This window comes from Pseudophaeobacter sp. C1-32P7, assembly GCF_041008775.1.
GTDB classification, from domain to species: Bacteria; Pseudomonadota; Alphaproteobacteria; order Rhodobacterales; family Rhodobacteraceae; genus Phycobacter; species Phycobacter gallaeciensis_A.
The window spans coordinates 39,710-58,373 of record NZ_JAXGFR010000008.1; the positions used below are offsets into that span (position 1 = coordinate 39,710).

Consider the following 18,664-nt stretch of genomic DNA (forward strand, 5'->3'; position numbering starts at 1 on the left):
AGATCTCCTGGTAGGGCTAGGCGAATTTTGACTTTGCCTAAGCAATTTTTCGCTTCTGTGCCAGCCCCGCAGGCCCGGTTCTGAGGAAGATCGGGCAAATGACGCTGGAATTGTTGGACATTGCGCCACTACTTGGGGCTGGGGGGCGGAGTTGACAAGATTTTGAATGGCCAAAATTCGCCCTCTGTGCTGATCGGGAATACAAATGCTGCTAGAACGGTGTCCAAAGGGATGGCACCCGCCCGAAACACGGCGCTGCGGGGCGTGTTTTCCCGTTTATTGGAGAGACGCAGATGCAAGACCCAATCAGTGCGGAGACGCAGGAGGCCAGCGGGCGATCGGTCACTATGTCGCGGCGCAAGCTGTTGTCCTCTGCGGGCATCCTTCTGGGCGCTGCGGCGGTCGGCGCGGTGGCCTGGCGCTATCGGCCCGCGCCGGATCACGACCGTCCGTGCCTGTCCGTGGCCGAGGCGTTTTCCGCTGCCGGAGCGGGGTCGATCACCTTGGTGGACATCCGCACACCCCGGGAATGGCGCAGTACCGGCGTTCCGGTCGGTAGCGTCCAGATTGACATGCGTCGTGACGATTTTACTGAGGCGCTGTCCCGCGCTTTGGGTGGCAACCGCGCCGCGCCGGTGGCGCTGATCTGCGCCCGCGGTGTGCGTTCGGCCCGGATGGTGCGGCGCATGGCAGAGGCAGGGTTTTCACAGATCATGGATGTGCCCGAAGGCATGCTCGGCTCTGGTGCCGGACCGGGGTGGATCGCGGGCAACCTGCCGGTGGCGCGGTGGCAGGGCTAGGCCCCGCGCGCCGACGGCGCAGCCTGCGCCTCCGCCGGGCCGGAGGAACTCTTCTTTCGTTGTTCGTGGCGGCGCTCTGCGCACGCCCTGCATTGGCAAGTTGCGGCGCTGCCGCAGATGCTTGTGAGCTATCGTCCGGTGACTATCACATAGCAACACCCGTTTCGGGCGCCTCGGCCAGCACGGAAGCAACAGGCACTCCGGCGGTGGTGTTTCTGCACGGCTATGGCGGTTCGGGCGCCGGGGTGTTGCGCAACCGCGCCCTTGTAAAGGAGCTGCAGGAGCAGGGCTATGCGCTCATCGCGCCGACCGCCTTGCCGCGCTGGAATGGCAAGAGGTCGTGGAACTTCCTACCTGGCGCCGAGGGACGGGATGAGGCGCAGTTCCTGCAACAGGTCCTTGGCGATGCGGAGTCGCGGTTCGGCATCGACCGGCAGAGGGTTGTTCTTGCTGGATTTTCCGCCGGGGCCTTTATGGTGAACTACCTCGCCTGCGCCCATCCCGGGGATTTTGCTGCCTTCGCTCCGGTGGCGGGAGGATTCTGGCGGCCACGGCCCGAGACCTGCGCCGGTCCTGTCCGGTTGCTGCACACTCACGGCTGGGCCGACAAGGTCGTGCCACTGGAGGGGCGCATTCTGGGCAGCAGCACGCGCGAACAGGATGATATCTTTGCCGGGCTGGCCCTGTGGCGGCAGGTGAACGGCTGCGCCGATGACGCGCCCGATTATTTGTGGGTTACAGGAGCGGAGCTGCATCGCCGCTGGGATTGCCAATCCGGGGGCGATATTGAACTGACGCTCGGCCCGGGGGGGCACCGCATTCCGGACACCTGGCCGACGCGGGTCGTCGAATGGTTTGAGCGGACCCCGGACTGACGCCCGGGACACGCGGTTCTTCTATTCCGCCGCTGAACGGTGGTCAGGTGTCCCGGCAAAGACGCGTTCAACCGCTTTGCGATAGGTCCGGGCGGTCCGGGCGATACGGGGTTCGGCAAAAACCTCGCGCGTGCCCATCCAGAACCTGAGCCGAAGTGCGGGACGCATCCCCGACAGGGCCGACAGCGGCAGCACCAGTAGCAGCGACAAGGCAATTGGCGCCAGCCAGGCGGAAACCATCCCGGCCAGGATCCCGGCGCTGAGCGCAAGACCGCTGATGAATTCGAGTGCATGACAGATCAGCATGGTCTTCAGCCCATAGCGTCCGCCATCCCGCGCCTGCGGCGCCCAGCCCCGCTGCAGGCGCAGGGCGCTGCGCAAGACGGCGATCATCTGCTGCACCATCAGGATCGGGGCATAAAGGATCGCAAGCAGGATCTCGGAGGTCACGGAGAGCGCGAACTGCCGACCGCCGCCATAATCCGATAGCCGCGCGCCAGTCAGGGGCAGCGCGGCAAGGGCCAGAAGTTTCGGCGCCAGCAGCATCGCGTAGATAACCAGGATCACGGCGACATGGCGCGGCTCTGACATATCCGGCCAGGAGGGGCGCAGCGGGTCGGCGGGGCTGAAATACTGCAGCGCCGAGGTTTCCCCGTCTTCTCCGATCAGCGCCCATATCACCAGAAGCGCAAACCAGATCGGCGCCATCAGGTACCCGATCGCCCCATGCAAGAGATGGAACCGTGAAATCGCGCAGAAACCCTGCGCGCTTAGGAGTTTCAGGTGCTGCAGATTGCCCTGGCACCAGCGCCGGTCGCGCAGGATGTGATCGATCAGGGTCGGCGGCGTCTCTTCATAGGAACCTTGGATGCGGGGCAGGAAATGCACGCCCCAGCCGGCCCGGCGTAACAGACCTGCCTCGACGAAATCATGGCTCATGATCAGGGTCTTGCCGCCGAATGTCTGCTGCAGCTCGGGCAGTCCGGCGCAGGCGGCAAAGGCGCGGGTGCGCAGGATGGCGTTATGGCCCCAGTAGTTACCCTCGGCGCCGACCCAGCGTGCCAGCCCTTCGGCCATGGCAAGGCCATAGACCCCGTTGGCAAACTGCTGCATGCGGCCAAAGACGGATCTGGCGTCGATCAGCTGTGGGAAGCTCTGGATCAGTCCGGCTGCCGGATCTCGGCGTAGCGCATCGGCCAGTTGGGCAATCGCCCGGCCGGTCATCAGACTGTCGGCATCCAGCACCAGCATGGCGTCATAGCCGCCACCCCAGCGGCGCACCCAATCGGCGATATTTCCCGCCTTGCGCCCGGTGTTGTCCTCGCGGCGGCGATAGTAGAGCCGGATACCGGGCGGCAGCGCGGCGCGCAGCGCCTCTACGCCCGCCAGTTCCTGCGCCGCGATCCGGTCATCCCGTGTGTCGGACAGGATGAACATGGCGTAATCATGCGCGCCGCCCCAGGCATGCAGATCCTCCAGCATAGTGCGGGCGTTGCCGAACACGGCGGCCGGATCTTCGTTGTGGACGGGCACCAGCACGGCAACGGTAAGCGGCGGCGTGTCGGGTGCGATGGGACCGGTCGGAACCCGGCGTTCGGCCTCTTGCCTGCGCTGCCACAGGCTGAACAGGCCCAGGAGCACGGTGGAGACCGAAAAGCAGATCCAGAAGAAATTGAAGGCAATGAGCGCCAGAAGCAGAACCTCGATCATCATGAAGCCGCCATCGGCAAACCAGCCTTGCATCACGAAGGTCAGCAAGGCGGTTGCAACCATCGCCGGGGAAAAGGCAATGACCCGCCAGAGCGCCACGCGCATCTGCGGCGCAGTCCCGGGGGCGCTCACGTCGCGGAAAGCGGCGCCAAAGTTCTGCTCTGGCATCGCCATGGGCTGTTCGGGCGGCAGCATCTTCGCCGCAGAGGGGGCGGAGATCAGATCTTTCATGCGGTCCACCTGTAAAGCCAGACTTCGGTGGCAGGCTGCCCGTCCCGGCGCAGCGCCGCCCGTAGCTCCACAAGGGAGCGGTCACCGGGTTCAAAGCTGAAGGCGAGCCGCAGGCCACCGGTGGCCGGATTGCGCTGCAGGACCCCGGTGCTGAGCTCGACATGCGGCGAGGAAAGCACGACGTCGAAGTTTTCGGGATCGCCTGCCAAAAGCGGATGATCTTCGAAGTCCACGGTCATGATCCGGCCCGGATCGCCAAAGACACGTGCGCCCGCGGCGGTGTCCACCACCTGCGCCAGCGTACCATTGGGGCCGGTGCCCCAGGTCAGGCGGTAGTCAAGCCGCACCTCGGCTCCGGCAGGATAGGGCGTGCGCGGGCGCCAATAGGCGACGATATTGTCGTAGATTTCCTTGTCCGCCGGGATCTCTACCAGCGTGACGGCGCCCTTGCCCCAATCGCCCTTGGGTTCGACCCAAAGGCTGGGCCGGTCCTGATAATGCGCCTCAAGATCGGCGAAGTCCGACAGGTTGCGGCTGCGCTGCATCAACCCGAAACCTCGGGGGTTCTCGTCGACAAAGGAGGACACCTGCAGCTGCGCCGGATTGGCCAGTGGTCGCCACAGGGTTTCGCCGTTGCCATTCTCGATCAAAAGCCCGTCGCTATCGTGCACGGCGGGGCGGAAATCGTCGAACCGGTTGCGGTTGGTGCGATCAAACAGGAACATCGAGGTCAGCGGACCGATACCCGCGTGGGTCAGCTCTTCGCGTGGGAACAGCGTTGCTTCGACCTCCATCACGCAGGCGGCGCCTGGGGTGATGGTGAACCGGTAGGCGCCTGCGGCCGAGGGCGAATCCATCAGCGCATGCACGACCATGTGGCGCTGGCCGGGGGCAGGGGCCTCCAGCCAGAATTCGGTGAACTCGGGGAATTCCTCGCCTTCGGCGTCGCCGGTGTGAAGGGCCAGCCCGCGCGCCGACAACCCATAGGCCTGGCCGATGCCAATGGCGCGGAAATAGCTGGCGCCCTGAAAGACGCAGAATTCGTTCTTCTTGCCCGGCTCGCTCAGCTCGGTGCGCAAGCGAAAGCCCGAATACCCCAGCGCTCCTTCGGTGCTGAGATCCGGCGCCTTGTCTGTCTTGTCGAACAGGGTCAGATCAAAGGCAACAGGCTGCGCCAGCCCGTCCGCGACGCTGTGCATCTGCACCGCACGGGGGAAATAGAGGCCCGGCAGGAAGAAATCGACGTTATAGCTGCGCTCGGTCTTGCTCCACAGGGCGTCGCGGCTGCGGAACCAGCGGGTCTGGTAATCCTCATAGGTCAGATCCAGCCAGTCCTGCGGCACAGTGGGGCGCGCACGATAAGGCATATGCGCCAGCATGCGGGCCTTGTCGATTACATCCTGATGCCGGAACGGAACGGCGGCGGCCTTGACCGCGCGCGGTGCTGTCAGCGCAAGGCCAGAGACTCCGGCAAGGAAACTGCGGCGCGAAAGGCGGCTCATCGCTTTGCCCTCCAGGGGTGGGATTTGAACCAGGCAGCAGCAAAGGCGCAGGCAATGATCAGGCAGAACCCGGCGATATTCGCCGCCGCCGTGATCAGGATGCCCCGGTCGGTCTGATCCAGCGCAAATCCGATCAGCCGGGCCAGCGCCATCGAGAAGACAAAGACCGCAAGGGACTGCTGGCCGACCTTGGTGATGATGCGCAGGGCAACGGCCCAGAGGCGCGCCAGCCCCGAATGACCGGAGGCGATCAGCCGCTGACCACCAGCTCCGGCGGCCACCCAGCCGAGATAGGCCAGCGCCAGAAAATGCGCATAGCGCAGCAGGCCGAAATCGGTTTTCTCGCGCCACTCGTCGGTAAATGCCCAGGCCGGGCGGATAGTGGCGGCCAGATCTTCGTTCCAGGCCTCAACCCACAGGAAGACCTTCCAGGAGCCAAAGGGGGCAGAGAAGATCAGGAAGGCTGCAGATACAAGCACCAGTGCCCGCGACACGGGCGGCGCCGGAAGCCAGCCTTTCATGAAGGCAAAGCCGGTGAAAAACAGCAATTGCCAGCCGAAGGGGTTGAAGAACCATTCCCGCGCCGACCAGGGTTCGGCAGGCAGGGATGCTCCGTCCGGTCCAAGGCCGATCATATAGGGGTTCGCGGCCAGCCAGATCAGCGCCGAAGCTGCGGCAACGGTCCAGAGGCCGATGCGCTCCAACCCCATCATCAGCGGCATCAGCGCCAGCACCACCAGATACATTGGCAGGATGTCAAAGTAGTTCGGCACATAGGTCAGGGTGAACAGGCCCACCAGCTGCGGCATCGGGTCATTGAAGAAATGGCCAAGGTTCAGAGAGTTGACGTAGCTTTTTTCAAAGGCACCGGTCAGGTCCAGCGCCGCCATGGTCATGGCGACAAATAAGAACAGGCCAATATGAGCCCAGAACACCTGCCAGCAGCGGAATACCACCCGCGCAGTGCCCATCAGCCAGCCACGGTGCGCAAAGGACCCGCCAAAGGCGATGGCCGAGGCCATGCCCGAGCAGAAGACAAAAATCTCGGTCGCATCGGAAAACCCGAACCGGGCTGGGATCCAGCCGGTCCAGCGGTTGCCGGGAATATGGGCAACCAGGATGATGAACATGGCAATGCCGCGATAGAAATCGAGCCGCGGATCGCGGACGCGCTTTTGCCCGCCTGCCGGGGCTGGGGCATGCTCCGATGCGGGCGCACGGCGGGTGTTGGCCGCTGCCGGACCTGCCACGGCCGGAATCTCTGCTGTGGGAGAGGGGAACTTGGAAATACGCGCCATCGTTAAGCGGTGTCCTTCCTGTCAATCAAACTTTGTGGCGGCGATGTCAGGGCGCGCCCGAGGCCAGGACCGGCATCCGGGCGCGCTCCGATCATTTCGCAGATCACTCGGCCGGCAGGCTGCGGCTGTCCGGCTGATTGCGCGCCTCGCTGATCAGGGCACGGCGGGCCAGAGCATAGTTGTCCTCGGCGCCACCGCGCTGGGCGCGGCGGCTGTCCAGCATGCGGGATACCTCGCTCAGGCGACCTGCGCGGATCCCGGCATCGATGGTCATGCGTTCAAAAACGTCGCGCTGGGCGTGGCTGCCACCGGCCAGTTGCATTGAGCCACGGGCCTGCGCCAGGTGGTCAAAGGCGAGCGCGAAATCACCTTCGCCAAAGGCCTCCAGCCCGCTGGCGGCGGCACGGCCGGGATCTGCCATGCGCTTCCGCGCCTCGTCCCCGCCTGCGGCTGCCGCATCGGCGTGGATACGCTGCACCATCCGGGTGGTTTCATCCGGGCGCCCGCGCCCGGCCAGCGCCAGAAGGTAGTGCAGATCGGCAAAGATCAGGCTGCCATCCTCGGTCCGGGCGGCGCAGAGGTTGGAAAGTTCTTCCCAGCGGTTGCCGACGGCAATGCCTTCCAATTCCAGCCGCATCAGCAGCGAGGTGGCATTGGAAATATCGCGGTAATCGTCGGTCTTGTCCTGGCGGATCTCGCGGTCGTAAAGGTCAAGAACGGTGTCGGTCTGGCCCAGGTCCAGATGCATCAGCGCCTTGTGCCACCAGACATGATAGCGGAAGTTATTGCAATGGCTCCAGGCCTCTTCGCGGCTAGTCAGCCAGTCGAGTCCGGCCTTGGCGTTGCCGGTCATGTCGTGCACATGCGCCACCGCATGCAGACCCCAGGCATCATCCGGCGCCATCCAGAGTGCCTGACGCCCGGCAGTCTCCGCCTTACTGTAGTCGCCGGTTTCCTCCAGCGCGAAGGCGTGACAGCCAAGCAGATAGCCGCGCCCGGGGTGATCCGGCGCATAGGCGGGCATCACCCGTTCCACTGACCGGCGCATCCCGGCGCTGTCGCCAAGGACGAAACGGATCGCCTGGCTCATCTTCATGGCAAGGCTGTCGGCAGGGTGAGAGCGCAGGACCTGCTCCAGCTTCTCAACGGCGGCGGTGGGGCGGCCCGCCAGCCAAAGCTCCAGCGCATCGGCGAAGAGCCGCTCCCGGGGCAGGGCAGAGGCATAGGCGATGCGGGCAGCAGCCAGCGCATCGCGGGCAGGGGTGCGCATTTCGCGGCGGCCCAGCAGCAGCAGGAACAAACCCTTGGCAGCCTGCCCAAGGGTGAATTCGGGGGCGGCCTCCAGCAGCTTACCCAGATGCACCGGGGCCTCTGCGCTGTGCGACAGAACCCCGATCTGAACCGCGTTCCACAGATCCAGCATTTCGGGATCTTTCAGGCTCGTCTCCTGTCCGAAGAGATCATGTGTCATTTGGGTCCAATCCTTACCACCGGTGTTGTTCACTAGGGGAAGGTTAGAACAGTGGTTTTCATCGCGCGACGGGCGCTCTCGCTTTGGTGAAGGCGCGTGTTTGAAGGTGGGGAAACCCGCTGAAACCTGTAATATTTGCGGGCAATTTCCCGCCAGACGGGTCTTTGAAACGCAAAACGCCCACCACGAAGGCAGGCGTTTGCCGGTTTTTGTAACATTCGGCCGGATCGTGCCGGGCAGAATATGGCCTAAGCCTTGGAAAACGGGTCCTCGGCGCCGAGAATCCGGTCGCTGTCAGCGCCGCAGCTGGGCGGTGCGTGGCGGTAGGTGACCGGGGTGCGCGAGAAATTGAGCGGATTTCCAAGCAGTTTCACGGGAGTGTCCCCGGCCTGCATGTCGATGGCCATGCCCCGCGCAGCCACCTGATCGGAGGCAAAGACCCGGTCGAGCGTCTGCACCGGACCGGCGGTCACCTTGCGGGCCTCCATCGCGGCGATCACCTCGTCCATGGTGAAGCGTTTGAGCGCCGGGATCATGATGTCGTTGAGCGCCGCGCGATGCTCCAGCCGCGCCGGGTTGGTGGCAAAACGGGGATCGTCTGCAAGGCCTTCGAGCCCGAGGAACTCCATCACCCGTCGGAACTGGGCATCGTTGCCCACCGCCAGGATGACGTGGGAGTCCGAGGTCTCGTAGACGCCATAAGGCATGATGCTGGGGTGTTCGTTGCCGCGCCGGGTCGGCAAGGTGCCGGTGTTGAGATAGGCGACGCCTTCGTTGATCAGCCAGGCAATGGTACTATCGACCAGAGCGAGGTCGATCTGCTGCCCTTCACCGGTTTTTTCCTGGTGGCGCAGCGCAGCCAGAATGCCAATGCAGGCATACATACCGCACATCACATCGGCGATGCCGGTGCCAACCTTCACGGGCTGCCCCTCGGGATCGCCGGTGAGTGACATGATGCCGCTAAACCCCTGTGCGACAAGATCATATCCCGGGCGGTGGTTGTTGGGACCGGTCTGCCCGTAGCCCGAGATCGAGCAGTAGACCAGCCGGGGAAACTCATCCTTGAGGCTGGCATAATCCAGCCCGTATTTCGCCAGTCCGCCGGGTTTGAAATTCTCGATCAGGATATCGGCCTCGGCAGCGAGCCTACGGATCTCGGCCTGACCTTCGGCCGTGGTGATATCCACCGCGACCGAGCGTTTGTTGCGGTTGGCGGCCATGTAGTAGGCCGACAGATCCGTGGGGTTGCCGTCGGCGTCCATGGCATAGGGTGGGCCCCATTGGCGGGTATCGTCACCCCCCGATTTGGGGTTTTCCACCTTGATGACCGTGGCGCCGAGATCGCCCAGCAGCTGGGTACAGGTGGGGCCGGCCAGAATGCGCGACAGGTCGAGAACCTTGACCCCATCAAGGGCCCCGTGTGGCAGCGTGTCAGATGCGTCCATCATATCCTCCGGGTTCGATTTCGGCAGAGATGACAGTGAAACGATCAGAAGCCAAGGCATCGGTGAGGGCGGCGCGCAGTTCCGTGCGGTTACGTACCGTCACGCCGTTGCCGCCAAAGGCCCGGCCCATCGCCGCAAAATCGTGCCGAGCGAAATCGACGCCGCGGTTTTTAAGCTGACGCTGGCGCTGTTTCAGCTCAATCAGGGCGAGGCTGGCATCGGCAAAAACCACGAAGATCGGCGCCACATCCAATTCGGTAGCGGTGGCCAGATCCCCGGCCACCATCAGGAAGCCTGCGTCGCCGGAAAAGCTGACGACGGGACGGTCTGGCTGCGCCAGCTTGCGCCCGATCGCCATCGGCACGGCACAGCCCATTGTGCAAAGCCCGGATGACTGGATCAGCCCGCGCGCCTCGTTGCACTGCCACATCTGGCTGAGCAGGATCCGGTGGGCCCCACTGTCTGCGGTGGCCAGCGTCTCGGCAGGCAGAGTGGCGCGGCATTCGGCGATCACGCCCGCCGGTCCCCAGCTGTCATCCTGCGGATCAAAGGCGGCGTGCAGCGCCTGTTGTGCCGTGCTCAACTCTCCGCCGGGCCAGCGCGTCGGCGCCGTTTCGGCTTTCTCCGTCAGGGCTTCCAACGTGGGGGTAAGCGGCGCCACGATGTTGAGGCTGGCCTGGTGCATGTAATGGGTGTTGGGTTCGGCAGCGATCTCGATCACGCGCTGGTGGGTTGGGTCCCAGGCGTTGCGCCAGCCGGGGCGCATTTCGATAGGATCATAGCCAAGCGACAGGATCAGATCCGACTGCGCCGCCAGCGGCAACAGGTGACTGTCCGCCAGGGGGGACAGCCCGGCGCCGCCAAGGCACAGGGGGTGATCTTCGGGCAGGATGCCCTTCGCCTTGTAGCTGGTGACAAAGGGGATCTGATGCGCCTCCAGAAAGGCGCGAAGGGCAGGACCCGCGCCTTCGGCCACCGCATCAAGTCCGATGATGGCAAAGGGACGCTCGGCCTGCGCCAGCCAGCTGCGCGCCTGCGCCAGTGTGTCATTGTCTGGCTGGGTGGGCGCAGCAGGCGCGCGGCGGATGTTGCGATCCCTGGCGGGCGCATCCGCGACCGAGATCGGCACGTCGATATGCACCGGACCATTGCGCGGCTCGGTCGCGATGGCGACCGCCTTGTCTGCGATCACGTCAGCCGCATCCGCATCCAGACGGAAGGTCGCCTTGGTGATGGAGGCAAAGACGGCGCCATGGTCGAGCACCTGATGGGTGTAGCTTTGCGCCTCGGCTGCATCGACGCAGCCGGTGAGAACCAGCATCGGCACCCGGTCCTGATGGGCGTTGGCCACCACATTGACCCCGTTGAGCGCGCCGGGGCCGAGGGTGGCAACCAGAATGACCGGGGCACCATAGGCATGATGCACACCTTCGCCCATGAAGCCGGCAGCGTTTTCGTGTTTCGCCAGATGGAAGGTGATGCCTGCTGCCTCAAGCGCGTCGACCAGCGTCAGCACCTCGCCACCGGGCATGCCAAAGGCGTGGCGGCACCCGGCCGCATAAAGGCGCCGGGCCAGAACGTCGGCGGCGCGTAAACTGTCAGTCATGGCGATCTGTTCCTATCTGATGTCAGAGCCAGATTGCCTGCCCTGACGCCGGGTGCAAGCACCCTCACGGCTCTGTGACCCGGTGGCGTTACTTCAACGCCTCCTGTGCGATCTGATCAAACCTCTGGTCCAGCTCCTCTGCAAGCGCCATCAGCCTGTCGCCGCCTTCGTCCCGGTAGGGTGCAAAGACATGGCTTGGCCGCTTATAAGAGAGCTGCGCCGTGCCGCCCGCTATTTCGGTGACATAGAGGCGGATCGGGGCTTCGATCATGGCGGCGGTCGAGGTTTCTAGAATGTTGACCGCAAATACATTGTTGAAGACGCCGATGACCCGGTTGCCCGGAATGGTGATCCCGCGCGCCGCCGCTGCGCCGGTGGGACCGGCCTGCGTGACGATGGCCAGATCGCTGGCCCGCACCGCCGCCTGCGTATCCTGCAACAACTGCTGGTAGGATTTCGCCGTGTCATGCACCTCCCAGCCGGGGCGGGCAGACACCTCTCCGGCGATGCTTGCCTGCGCGCTCAGGGTAACGGTCGAAAAGGCCAGTCCGGACAGCATTGGCAGACTGAAGGCAAGTGCGACGAGGATTGGGCGCAGGTTCATCATTGGCTCCGTTGTTTTGTGGAGCCACAAGCCTAACCCGGATTGCAATCACGCAGGTGTCACATCCCCGTGCTGCTGACTATGCCCCGGCGGGAGGTTGGGCGGCATCAGCAAAGAAAAACGCGCCCCTTTTGAGGGCGCGTTGAATGCTTTGTTCATGCCAAGGGCAAAGATTACATGGCGATCTTGCCGCCGCCCTTTTTCGTAACCACGACGACCGAGGGCCGCGGCGGCATCTTGGGGTCAAAGTCGGGCCAGCGGGTGGCCGGATCCTCAAAAGTCGAGGCGCGCTCGAACCCTTTCAGGGCCTTGGTGCCATCGGTGCCGGGGTGCTGCACCGCCAGGAACAGGGTCTCGCCGTTGTCGGTGAAGTAGGGGCCGCAGAGCTCACCGCCGACGGGGCAGCGGAAGAACAGCTTGGAGGTGCCGCGCAGATCGCCTTCGGTCTCGACGCCATAAAGGCCATCGGATTTGCCGGTCTTGCCCCATTTGCTGCCCTGGTCGGTGGAGACCCAGAGGCGGCCATCGGCGTCAAAGGCGCAGTTGTCCGGGGAGCCGAACCAGCCGTTGGCGCTGGTTTCCGGGTTCCATTGGGCGCCCACCTCGGCCAACTCAGGATCGCCGCATTTGACCAGGATCGACCAGGTGCCGCGGGTGGCCGCGTGATCGCCGCCTTCTTCCTTGACCTCGATGATGTGACCAAAGTTCGATTTGGCACGGGGGTTTGCGGCGTTAACCTGATCCTCGGCGCGCTTGGAGTTGTTGGTCAGCATGATGTAGGCGGTGCCGTCGCCGCGCGGCTGCGCGTCTTCGGGGCGGTCCATCGGGGTGGCGCCCAGGGCATCGGCAGCAAGGCGGGTGTCGATCAGGACATCGGCCTGGCTGGCAAAACCGTTTTCAGTGGTCAGCGGGCCGGTGCCATGCACCAGCGGCAACCATTCTACGCTGCCGTCTTCGTTAAAGCGGGCCACGTAGAGGGTCCCGTCGCTGAGCAGGGCGCTGTTGGCGGCGGCATCGTCGGACACTACGCCGTTCGAGACATATTTGTACTGGTAGTCAAAGCGGTTGTCGTCGCCCATGTAGACGACCAGCTTGCCCGAAGAGGAAACAGTGGTTTCGGCGCCTTCGTGGCGGAAGCGGCCAAGGGCGGTGTGCTTCACAGGCTTGGCACCCGGATTGCGCGGATCGACTTCAACAACCCAGCCAAAGCGGTTGGGTTCATTGGGTTCCTTGTCGATATTGAAACGATCGTAGAACTTGCCCCAGGCATACCAGCGGCCCGGCACGCCGTAGCGTTTCATGTTCTTCGCTTCGGGTTGGGCCGAGATATCGGGCTTGCCGTCGCCATCAACCACATCGGTCCAGAAATAGCCGTGGAAGTTCTCTTCGGCCATCAGGTAGGTGCCCCAAGGCGTCATGCCGCCGGCGCAGTTGTTGAGCGTGCCGATGACCGAAAGGCCCGAAGCATCGGCGTTGGTTTTCATCCGGTCATGACCGGCGGCGGGGCCGTCGATGGTCATCTCGGTATTGAGGGGGGTGATGCGACGGTTCATCTTGCCGTCACGCACCACGGACCATTTGCCGTCGGCGCCCTTGGCGATCTCCACCACGGTACCGCCATGGGCGGCCATTTCGATGTCGACCAGCTCCTTGGTCATGCCTTCGAACCCGGCGCGGTCCTGACGGCCCAGACCGGGGAACATGACTTCTTCGTTGGTGTATTCGTGGTTGACGCAGAGCAAGCCACGGGTGCCTTCGGCGTTCAGCGGGGTGAAACCGACGTAGTCGTTGTTGTAGCCGAATTGCTTCAACTGGGCTTCGGCGCTTTGGTTCATTACGTCGAATTCCGGGGCATCGGCGGTGATCGGATCACCCCAGCGCAGTAGAATGTCAGCGTCATAACCTTCGGCGATATGGTGGGTCTCGTCGTTGCCCCAGGTCAGTTCCTCGAAGTTGTAGCGACCCGCGCCATGGCTGCCTGCAGCGGCTTCGGTCGGGGCGATCAGAGCGGAGGTGCCGAACAGGGCGGTGGTGGCGGAGACGCCCAGCATGCCTTTCAGCAGGTCGCGACGGCCGTAGCGGGCGTTGATCACATCGCCGATGGTGCGTTCAAGCCGAGGATTGGTAGGGATGTCGTCAAAGGCTTCATAGGCTTCCGCCTTGTTGCCGATTTCGGGATCGTTGATGATTTGCTTGCGGTCCATGGCTTGCTCCAAAGTTCCAGATGCCGACGGTGCGTCGTCGCGTGCTAAGTTGCGCGGACCTGTAACAATTGCGTGAGGTGCTCCAAGGTTTTACCAAACCGTTACAACTTGGGCCATTTTTCGCCTGTTCGTGATACTTCATCTAGAGCCGATGCCCCGTATATCAAGCTGTGGCAGCGTCGGCGAAGGGGCGAATCCAGATCACTCGGCGGGGCGGAAGCCTTCGATCAGCTGCCGCAGGCCAATCGCCGCCCCCGCAAAAATCGCCAGGAAGGTGACCGGCGCGGAAACGGCCAGCAGCGAAAAGGCGCTGAGCCCCTGACCGACGGTGCAGCCCATGGCGATGACGGCACCTGCGCCCATGATGCCCGCACCCACGATCTGGCGGCGCAATTCGCGGGGGTCTTCGCAGGCCTCCCAGCGAAAATGCCCCTTGATCAGCGAGCCGATGAAGGCCCCGGCCCAGACCCCTGCGATGGAGCCGACGGCAAAGGACAAGGGGCGCAGGCTGCCGGTCATGGTCCACAAAATAGTCTCGCCCAGAGGGGCAGAAAAGGAATGCGACACCACCGGGAGGGCTTCGAAACCGGTCTGGTTGACCTCGCTGGTCAGGCCCCAGCCCGAAACGATGGCAAGGCCGACGATCACGGACCAGAAGACCGCGCTCTTATCCTGACGCAGTTCGCGTCCGCAAAGCGCGGCGATGACCAGTACGGCGCCGGCGGCAAGCCCGATGGTGTGCAGTGGCAGACCCGTCAGGGCAGCGGCGTGATGGGCCAGCCCGGGGGGAATATCGGTCGTGACCTGATGCTGCTCAAAGAAGAAATTGCGCAAGGGCGCAAGCGGACCGGAAAGAACCACATAGGTGGACACGCCCATGACCAGCACGATGACGAAACTGCGCAGATCACCACCGCCCAGTCGGGCGATAGCGCCATAGCCGCAATTGCCGCTAAGCGCCATTCCGTAGCCGAACATCAAGCCCCCGATGATTGAAGCCAGAGGCATCCATCTGATGCTGAGGTAGAAGCTTTCGCTTTCATCCATAAGTCCTGCTGCGATAAGGGAAAAACTGCCGATAACGGCGACGCCGATTGCCAATATCCACATGCGCATGCGCAGGGTGGAGCCGCCATAAAGGACGTCCTCGATCGCGCCAAGCGTGCAGAACCTGCCCAGCCGGGCAGCAAGGCCAAGAAGGATTCCGCCTACGAGGCCTGCAATGGCCGCCAGGTGATGTTCTGTCAGCATATCAAACATGAGACGCCCCTCCCGGCAGGTTTCCTATCCTTCGAGTCATGCAGAAAGGAGGTGTGCGATGCAAGCGGCATCGCGCTGTCGCCGCCTGCTGTCGATGGGCAGGTGGTCAGCTATGGGAGCTCGGGAACGCAACGGGGCGGACAGATGTTGAAGGATCTACAGGTCGCTCAGGCCGTGCGTATCTTGCTGGCCCCGGACCGGGACAAGACGGGTAGGGCAGGGAGAAAATCTAGGTCGTGCTTAGTTGCAGAAGAGGTCGTAGACCACTTCGAGGATGCGGCGCGGACGGTCGTCTGCCAGCCGGTAGTAGATGGCCTTGCCGTCGCGGCGCGGCACAACCAGGCCTTCAAGGCGCAGGCGGGACAGTTGCTGCGATACCGCTGCCTGACGCGCCGAAAGCAGCTCTTCCAGCTCGGTGACGGATTTCTCGCCGGTGACCAGATGGCACAGGATCATGAGACGACCTTCGTGGCTGATCGCCTTGAGGAAATTGGACGCCGTGGTGGCGTTGTCCATCATCTTCTCAAGATCGTCATCTGCCATGTCTACCGAAAATTGCGGCAACCCCATCGCTCATTCTCCTTTGTGGCGGGCCGAATGGCCCCGCACATCTATACTTGTCCCAGTCAGCCAGACGTGTCGGTCTCCAGACCGGTCAGCTGTCGCCCACTTCTCCATCCGGCGCAAAGTCTGCATGATCGCGCAGCAGCGCCTCAAGCAGGGGCCAGAAAAAATCGGCCCCCGGATATCCTTCGAGCCGGGCCTTCTCATGACCGTCCTCCACAATCAAGAAGGTCGGGGTAAAAAGAACGCGACGAGTTGTTTCCAAGTCATCCGGCATATTGCGCAGATCCACCCGGCGCAGCGGCGCAAAGGCGCCTTCGGCCGTTTTGGGATAGATCGGCGCGATTTCTTCGTTCCAGCGCGCGCACCATTCGCAGCCATGCTGTTCGACCATCACCAGTTCCACTGCCCGGGCAGGCAGGCTGAGCGCGCACAGCACAAAAAAACCGGCCAGCAACCGGCGCAGCAGCAGCAAGGGCCGCAGAGGAACTGTGAACGCAAAAACCATGATGAAGCCGTTCGAAGCCGTTGACGAAGGTGCAGTGAGTAGGTTCTTTATGTAACACAACTTAATTTGAATATGTGAATGAGACAAGGCGCGCCGACCCCGAATATCGGCTAATGCGCCCAAAAAAGGTGCTGAGATGCTCGAAATATCGTACTTTGGGGCCCTGTTTGCCGGTTTGTTGAGCTTTTTCACGCCCTGCATCCTGCCGATGGTGCCTTTTTACCTGTCCTACATGGGCGGGCTTTCGATGGCTGAACTGCGCGGCGACGGGCGCATTGCGCCGGGGGCGCAGCGTCGGCTGGTGATCTCTGCGCTGTGTTTCGCAGCTGGTGTCACCACGGTGTTCATGCTGATGGGCGTGGGAGCTACCGCGCTGGGGCAGCTGTTCGGGCGCTACATGGATATTCTGGCCTATGGCGCCGCCGGGGTGCTGGTCCTGTTCGGCCTGCATTTCCTGGGCGTGATGCGCATTCCGCTCCTATACCGCGAGGCACGCATGGAAAGCTCGGCCGAGCCTTCCACGCTGATCGGGGCCTATCTGATGGGGCTGGCCTTTGGCTTTGGGTGGACTCCCTGCGTGGGACCGGCGCTGGCGTCGATCCTGATGATCGCCTCTGGCATGGGGGACATCTGGCGCGGTGGCCTGCTCTTGCTGGTCTACGGTGTTGGAATGACAGCGCCTTTCGTCGTTGCCGCCCTGTTTGCAAAGCCGTTCCTGGCCTGGGTGGCGCGGCACCGGACCGCTTTTGCTTGGGTGGAAAAGGCGATGGGGGTTATGCTGATCCTGTTCGCTGTGCTGATTGTCACCGGAGGTGTCAGCTACATTGCCGATGCAATGATCCGCTGGATGCCCGGACTGTCCACAATTGGCTGACTGTCACCATAAATGGGAGAGACAAGGCAATGAATAGATTACTCAAAATGATTTCCGCACCGCTTGCCGCGCTGGCGCTTCCGGTGCTTCTGGCCGGGCCGGTGGCAGCGGTCGAGGTGGGCGACGACGGCCTTCATAAAACCGCATGGATGCGTGACACCTTCAAGGACCTTCAGGAAGATCTTGCCGAGGCGAATGCAGAGGGCAAGCGGCTGGTTCTTTTCTTTGAGCAGCGGGGCTGCATTTACTGCGCTAAGATGCACGAGGAGGTGTTCCCGCGTCCGGAGGTCAGCAACTACATCGAAGAGAATTATTTCGTCGTTCAGCTGAACCTGCACGGATCCACCGAGGTAACGGATTTCGACGGTGAAACCCTGCAGGAGCGGGAGATGGCGCGGAAGTGGAACGTGCTGTTCACGCCGACGATTCTTTTCCTGCCGGAAGAGGTACCCGAGGATCAGACCGCGGTGCAGGCGGCCGTTTCCATCATGCCGGGGGCCTTTGGGGCGGGGACCACGCTCGATATGTTCACCTGGGTCAACGAGAAGCGGTACGAGCTTGATAATGGGGAGGATTTCCAAAGGTATCACGCGCGCCGCATTCAGGAGCGCAACAATGGATCAACAGACTGATCCTTTGCGCAAGAGAATTAAAATTCACATTAATGAATTTGTTGTTGCGTCCCAGGCCTTCGGTGGCCTACGGTATGCAATAGCTAAGCAGGCCACTTCGCGGTGGCAGCCAACGGGAGGAACCATGAAGAGACTATCTCTGACACTGGCCATGTGTCTGGCCGGGACCATGTCGCAGGCGGGCGAAGTCGCGCCGAAAGACGTGAAATTCACCGAGGATGGCGCAATTGCCGAATCGTTGACAGGTGTTGCTGGCGACGCGGCCAACGGTGCGATCATCGCCGGGACCAAGTCCAAGGGGAACTGCGTGGCCTGTCATCAGGTGACTGCACTGGCTGACGTGCCCTTCCACGGCGAAATCGGCCCCATGCTGGACGGCGCGGGGGAGCGCTGGAGTGAAGCTGAGCTGCGTGGCCTCGTGGCGAATGCAAAAATGACCTTCGAGGGCACCATGATGCCTGCGTTCTACAAGGTCGACGGGTTTATCCGTCCGGGCGATGCCTACACCGGTAAGGCGGGCGCAGAGCCGCTGCCGCCGATCCTGACCGCCCAGGAGATTGAAGATGTCGTCGCTTTCCTCGCGACGCTGAAAGAAGAGTGAGACAGCAGCTTCCAGCTGCTTGTCCGAGCGAAGTCAAAGGAGACAAATGATGGAGTTCTCACGTCGCGAAACCCTGGCGATGGGCCTGGGCGCCGCCGTGCTGACGGTTCTGCCCTACCGCCTGAGCGCATCGGCAGACGATAAGATCGCCGAGTTCACCGGCGGTGCCGATATGGCCGACAGCGGTATTGAACTGACTGCGCCGGAGATTGCCGAAAATGGCAACACCGTGCCGATTTCGGTCAACGCCCCCGGCGCGACCGCGATCATGGTTCTGGCCACCGGCAACCCGACCCCCGGCGTTGCAACCTTCAACTTCGGCCCCGGTGCCGCCAGCCAGTCCGCATCCACCCGGATCCGCCTTGCTGGTACCCAGGACGTCGTGGCCATTGCTAAAATGGCAGACGGCAGCTTTGCCAAGGCAAGCGCCGCTGTGAAAGTGACCATCGGAGGCTGCGGCGGCTGATCGCCCCGCA

17 protein-coding genes are annotated in these 18,664 nt (G+C 63.0%); 6 read left to right on the forward strand and 11 right to left on the reverse strand.

Translation table 11 applies throughout. The features are described 5' to 3' along the window. The first annotated feature begins 293 nt into the window (after positions 1-293). A complete protein-coding gene (locus SM763_RS12795; RefSeq protein WP_368998766.1) occupies positions 294-800 on the forward strand; it encodes a rhodanese-like domain-containing protein in 507 nt (168 codons plus the stop codon). 65 nt (positions 801-865) lie between these two features. Further along, the gene (locus SM763_RS12800) at positions 866-1,675 is read left to right on the forward strand and encodes a CE1 family esterase (protein WP_274835955.1); all 810 of its coding nucleotides are present in this window, start codon (positions 866-868) and stop codon (positions 1,673-1,675) included. Positions 1,676-1,696: 21 nt separating this feature from the next. Here the strand turns inward: SM763_RS12800 and mdoH are convergent, their stop codons facing one another. The 11 genes from mdoH to SM763_RS12855 all read right to left on the reverse strand — a co-directional run bounded on the left by mdoH (position 1,697) and on the right by SM763_RS12855 (position 16,081). Next, entirely contained in the window at positions 1,697-3,616 is a 1,920-nt protein-coding gene (mdoH, locus tag SM763_RS12805; protein WP_368998767.1) for a glucans biosynthesis glucosyltransferase MdoH, read from the reverse strand. Next, complete coding sequence (locus tag SM763_RS12810) at positions 3,613-5,118, reverse strand: OpgD/OpgG family glucan biosynthesis protein (RefSeq protein WP_368998768.1); 1,506 nt, start codon at positions 5,116-5,118, stop codon at positions 3,613-3,615. The genes mdoH and SM763_RS12810 overlap by 4 nt, the downstream gene beginning before the upstream one ends. After that, entirely contained in the window at positions 5,115-6,416 is a 1,302-nt protein-coding gene (locus tag SM763_RS12815) for an OpgC family protein (RefSeq protein ID WP_368998769.1), read from the reverse strand. The genes SM763_RS12810 and SM763_RS12815 overlap by 4 nt, the downstream gene beginning before the upstream one ends. A gap of 103 nt (positions 6,417-6,519) precedes the next feature. After that, positions 6,520-7,887: a tetratricopeptide repeat protein gene (locus tag SM763_RS12820; RefSeq protein WP_368998770.1), complete on the reverse strand. Its 1,368-nt coding sequence runs from the start codon at positions 7,885-7,887 to the stop codon at positions 6,520-6,522. 248 nt (positions 7,888-8,135) lie between these two features. Next, the gene (locus SM763_RS12825; protein ID WP_425537268.1) at positions 8,136-9,335 is read right to left on the reverse strand and encodes a CaiB/BaiF CoA transferase family protein; all 1,200 of its coding nucleotides are present in this window, start codon (positions 9,333-9,335) and stop codon (positions 8,136-8,138) included. After that, a complete protein-coding gene (locus SM763_RS12830) occupies positions 9,322-10,941 on the reverse strand; it encodes a thiamine pyrophosphate-binding protein (protein ID WP_368998771.1) in 1,620 nt (539 codons plus the stop codon). Before SM763_RS12830 ends, SM763_RS12825 begins: the two co-directional genes overlap by 14 nt. A gap of 88 nt (positions 10,942-11,029) precedes the next feature. Then, complete coding sequence (locus SM763_RS12835; RefSeq protein ID WP_368998881.1) at positions 11,030-11,500, reverse strand: DUF302 domain-containing protein; 471 nt, start codon at positions 11,498-11,500, stop codon at positions 11,030-11,032. Between the two features lie 218 nt (positions 11,501-11,718). Next, the gene (locus SM763_RS12840) at positions 11,719-13,749 is read right to left on the reverse strand and encodes a PhoX family protein (protein WP_368998772.1); all 2,031 of its coding nucleotides are present in this window, start codon (positions 13,747-13,749) and stop codon (positions 11,719-11,721) included. Positions 13,750-13,950: 201 nt separating this feature from the next. Continuing rightward, a complete protein-coding gene (locus SM763_RS12845) occupies positions 13,951-15,009 on the reverse strand; it encodes a YeeE/YedE family protein (RefSeq protein ID WP_368998773.1) in 1,059 nt (352 codons plus the stop codon). 240 nt (positions 15,010-15,249) lie between these two features. Beyond that, the gene (locus SM763_RS12850; RefSeq protein ID WP_065270573.1) at positions 15,250-15,579 is read right to left on the reverse strand and encodes an ArsR/SmtB family transcription factor; all 330 of its coding nucleotides are present in this window, start codon (positions 15,577-15,579) and stop codon (positions 15,250-15,252) included. Between the two features lie 85 nt (positions 15,580-15,664). Continuing rightward, on the reverse strand, positions 15,665-16,081 hold the full coding sequence (locus SM763_RS12855) for a hypothetical protein (RefSeq protein ID WP_490363284.1): 417 nt from the start codon (positions 16,079-16,081) through the stop codon (positions 15,665-15,667). Positions 16,082-16,217: 136 nt separating this feature from the next. Here SM763_RS12855 and SM763_RS12860 point away from each other — a divergent pair, with 136 nt between their 5' ends. From SM763_RS12860 to soxY, 4 genes are all read left to right on the forward strand, one after another. After that, on the forward strand, positions 16,218-16,955 hold the full coding sequence (locus SM763_RS12860) for a cytochrome c biogenesis CcdA family protein (protein WP_368998774.1): 738 nt from the start codon (positions 16,218-16,220) through the stop codon (positions 16,953-16,955). A 29-nt stretch (positions 16,956-16,984) separates the two neighbouring features. Then, complete coding sequence (locus tag SM763_RS12865; RefSeq protein WP_065270570.1) at positions 16,985-17,587, forward strand: thioredoxin family protein; 603 nt, start codon at positions 16,985-16,987, stop codon at positions 17,585-17,587. A gap of 124 nt (positions 17,588-17,711) precedes the next feature. Beyond that, positions 17,712-18,188: a sulfur oxidation c-type cytochrome SoxX gene (gene soxX / locus SM763_RS12870; RefSeq protein WP_065270569.1), complete on the forward strand. Its 477-nt coding sequence runs from the start codon at positions 17,712-17,714 to the stop codon at positions 18,186-18,188. 49 nt (positions 18,189-18,237) lie between these two features. Then, positions 18,238-18,654: a thiosulfate oxidation carrier protein SoxY gene (gene soxY, locus SM763_RS12875; RefSeq protein ID WP_065273490.1), complete on the forward strand. Its 417-nt coding sequence runs from the start codon at positions 18,238-18,240 to the stop codon at positions 18,652-18,654. Positions 18,655-18,664 lie beyond the last annotated feature (10 nt).

What these genes read in the sequence shown, in the direction of transcription:
- SM763_RS12795 (WP_368998766.1), top strand. Translation starts at nt 294, where the DNA reads ATGCAAGACCCAATCAGTGCGGAGACGCAGGAGGCCAGCGGGCGATCG.
- mdoH (WP_368998767.1), bottom strand. Translation starts at nt 3,616, where the DNA reads ATGAAAGATCTGATCTCCGCCCCCTCTGCGGCGAAGATGCTGCCGCCC.
- SM763_RS12810 (WP_368998768.1), bottom strand. Translation starts at nt 5,118, where the DNA reads ATGAGCCGCCTTTCGCGCCGCAGTTTCCTTGCCGGAGTCTCTGGCCTT.
- SM763_RS12815 (WP_368998769.1), bottom strand. Translation starts at nt 6,416, where the DNA reads ATGGCGCGTATTTCCAAGTTCCCCTCTCCCACAGCAGAGATTCCGGCC.
- SM763_RS12820 (WP_368998770.1), bottom strand. Translation starts at nt 7,887, where the DNA reads ATGACACATGATCTCTTCGGACAGGAGACGAGCCTGAAAGATCCCGAA.
- SM763_RS12825 (WP_425537268.1), bottom strand. Translation starts at nt 9,335, where the DNA reads ATGGACGCATCTGACACGCTGCCACACGGGGCCCTTGATGGGGTCAAG.
- SM763_RS12830 (WP_368998771.1), bottom strand. Translation starts at nt 10,941, where the DNA reads ATGACTGACAGTTTACGCGCCGCCGACGTTCTGGCCCGGCGCCTTTAT.
- SM763_RS12835 (WP_368998881.1), bottom strand. Translation starts at nt 11,500, where the DNA reads ATGCTGTCCGGACTGGCCTTTTCGACCGTTACCCTGAGCGCGCAGGCA.
- SM763_RS12840 (WP_368998772.1), bottom strand. Translation starts at nt 13,749, where the DNA reads ATGGACCGCAAGCAAATCATCAACGATCCCGAAATCGGCAACAAGGCG.
- SM763_RS12845 (WP_368998773.1), bottom strand. Translation starts at nt 15,009, where the DNA reads ATGTTTGATATGCTGACAGAACATCACCTGGCGGCCATTGCAGGCCTC.
- SM763_RS12850 (WP_065270573.1), bottom strand. Translation starts at nt 15,579, where the DNA reads ATGGGGTTGCCGCAATTTTCGGTAGACATGGCAGATGACGATCTTGAG.
- SM763_RS12855 (WP_490363284.1), bottom strand. Translation starts at nt 16,081, where the DNA reads ATGGTTTTTGCGTTCACAGTTCCTCTGCGGCCCTTGCTGCTGCTGCGC.
- SM763_RS12860 (WP_368998774.1), top strand. Translation starts at nt 16,218, where the DNA reads ATGCTCGAAATATCGTACTTTGGGGCCCTGTTTGCCGGTTTGTTGAGC.
- SM763_RS12865 (WP_065270570.1), top strand. Translation starts at nt 16,985, where the DNA reads ATGAATAGATTACTCAAAATGATTTCCGCACCGCTTGCCGCGCTGGCG.
- soxX (WP_065270569.1), top strand. Translation starts at nt 17,712, where the DNA reads ATGAAGAGACTATCTCTGACACTGGCCATGTGTCTGGCCGGGACCATG.
- soxY (WP_065273490.1), top strand. Translation starts at nt 18,238, where the DNA reads ATGGAGTTCTCACGTCGCGAAACCCTGGCGATGGGCCTGGGCGCCGCC.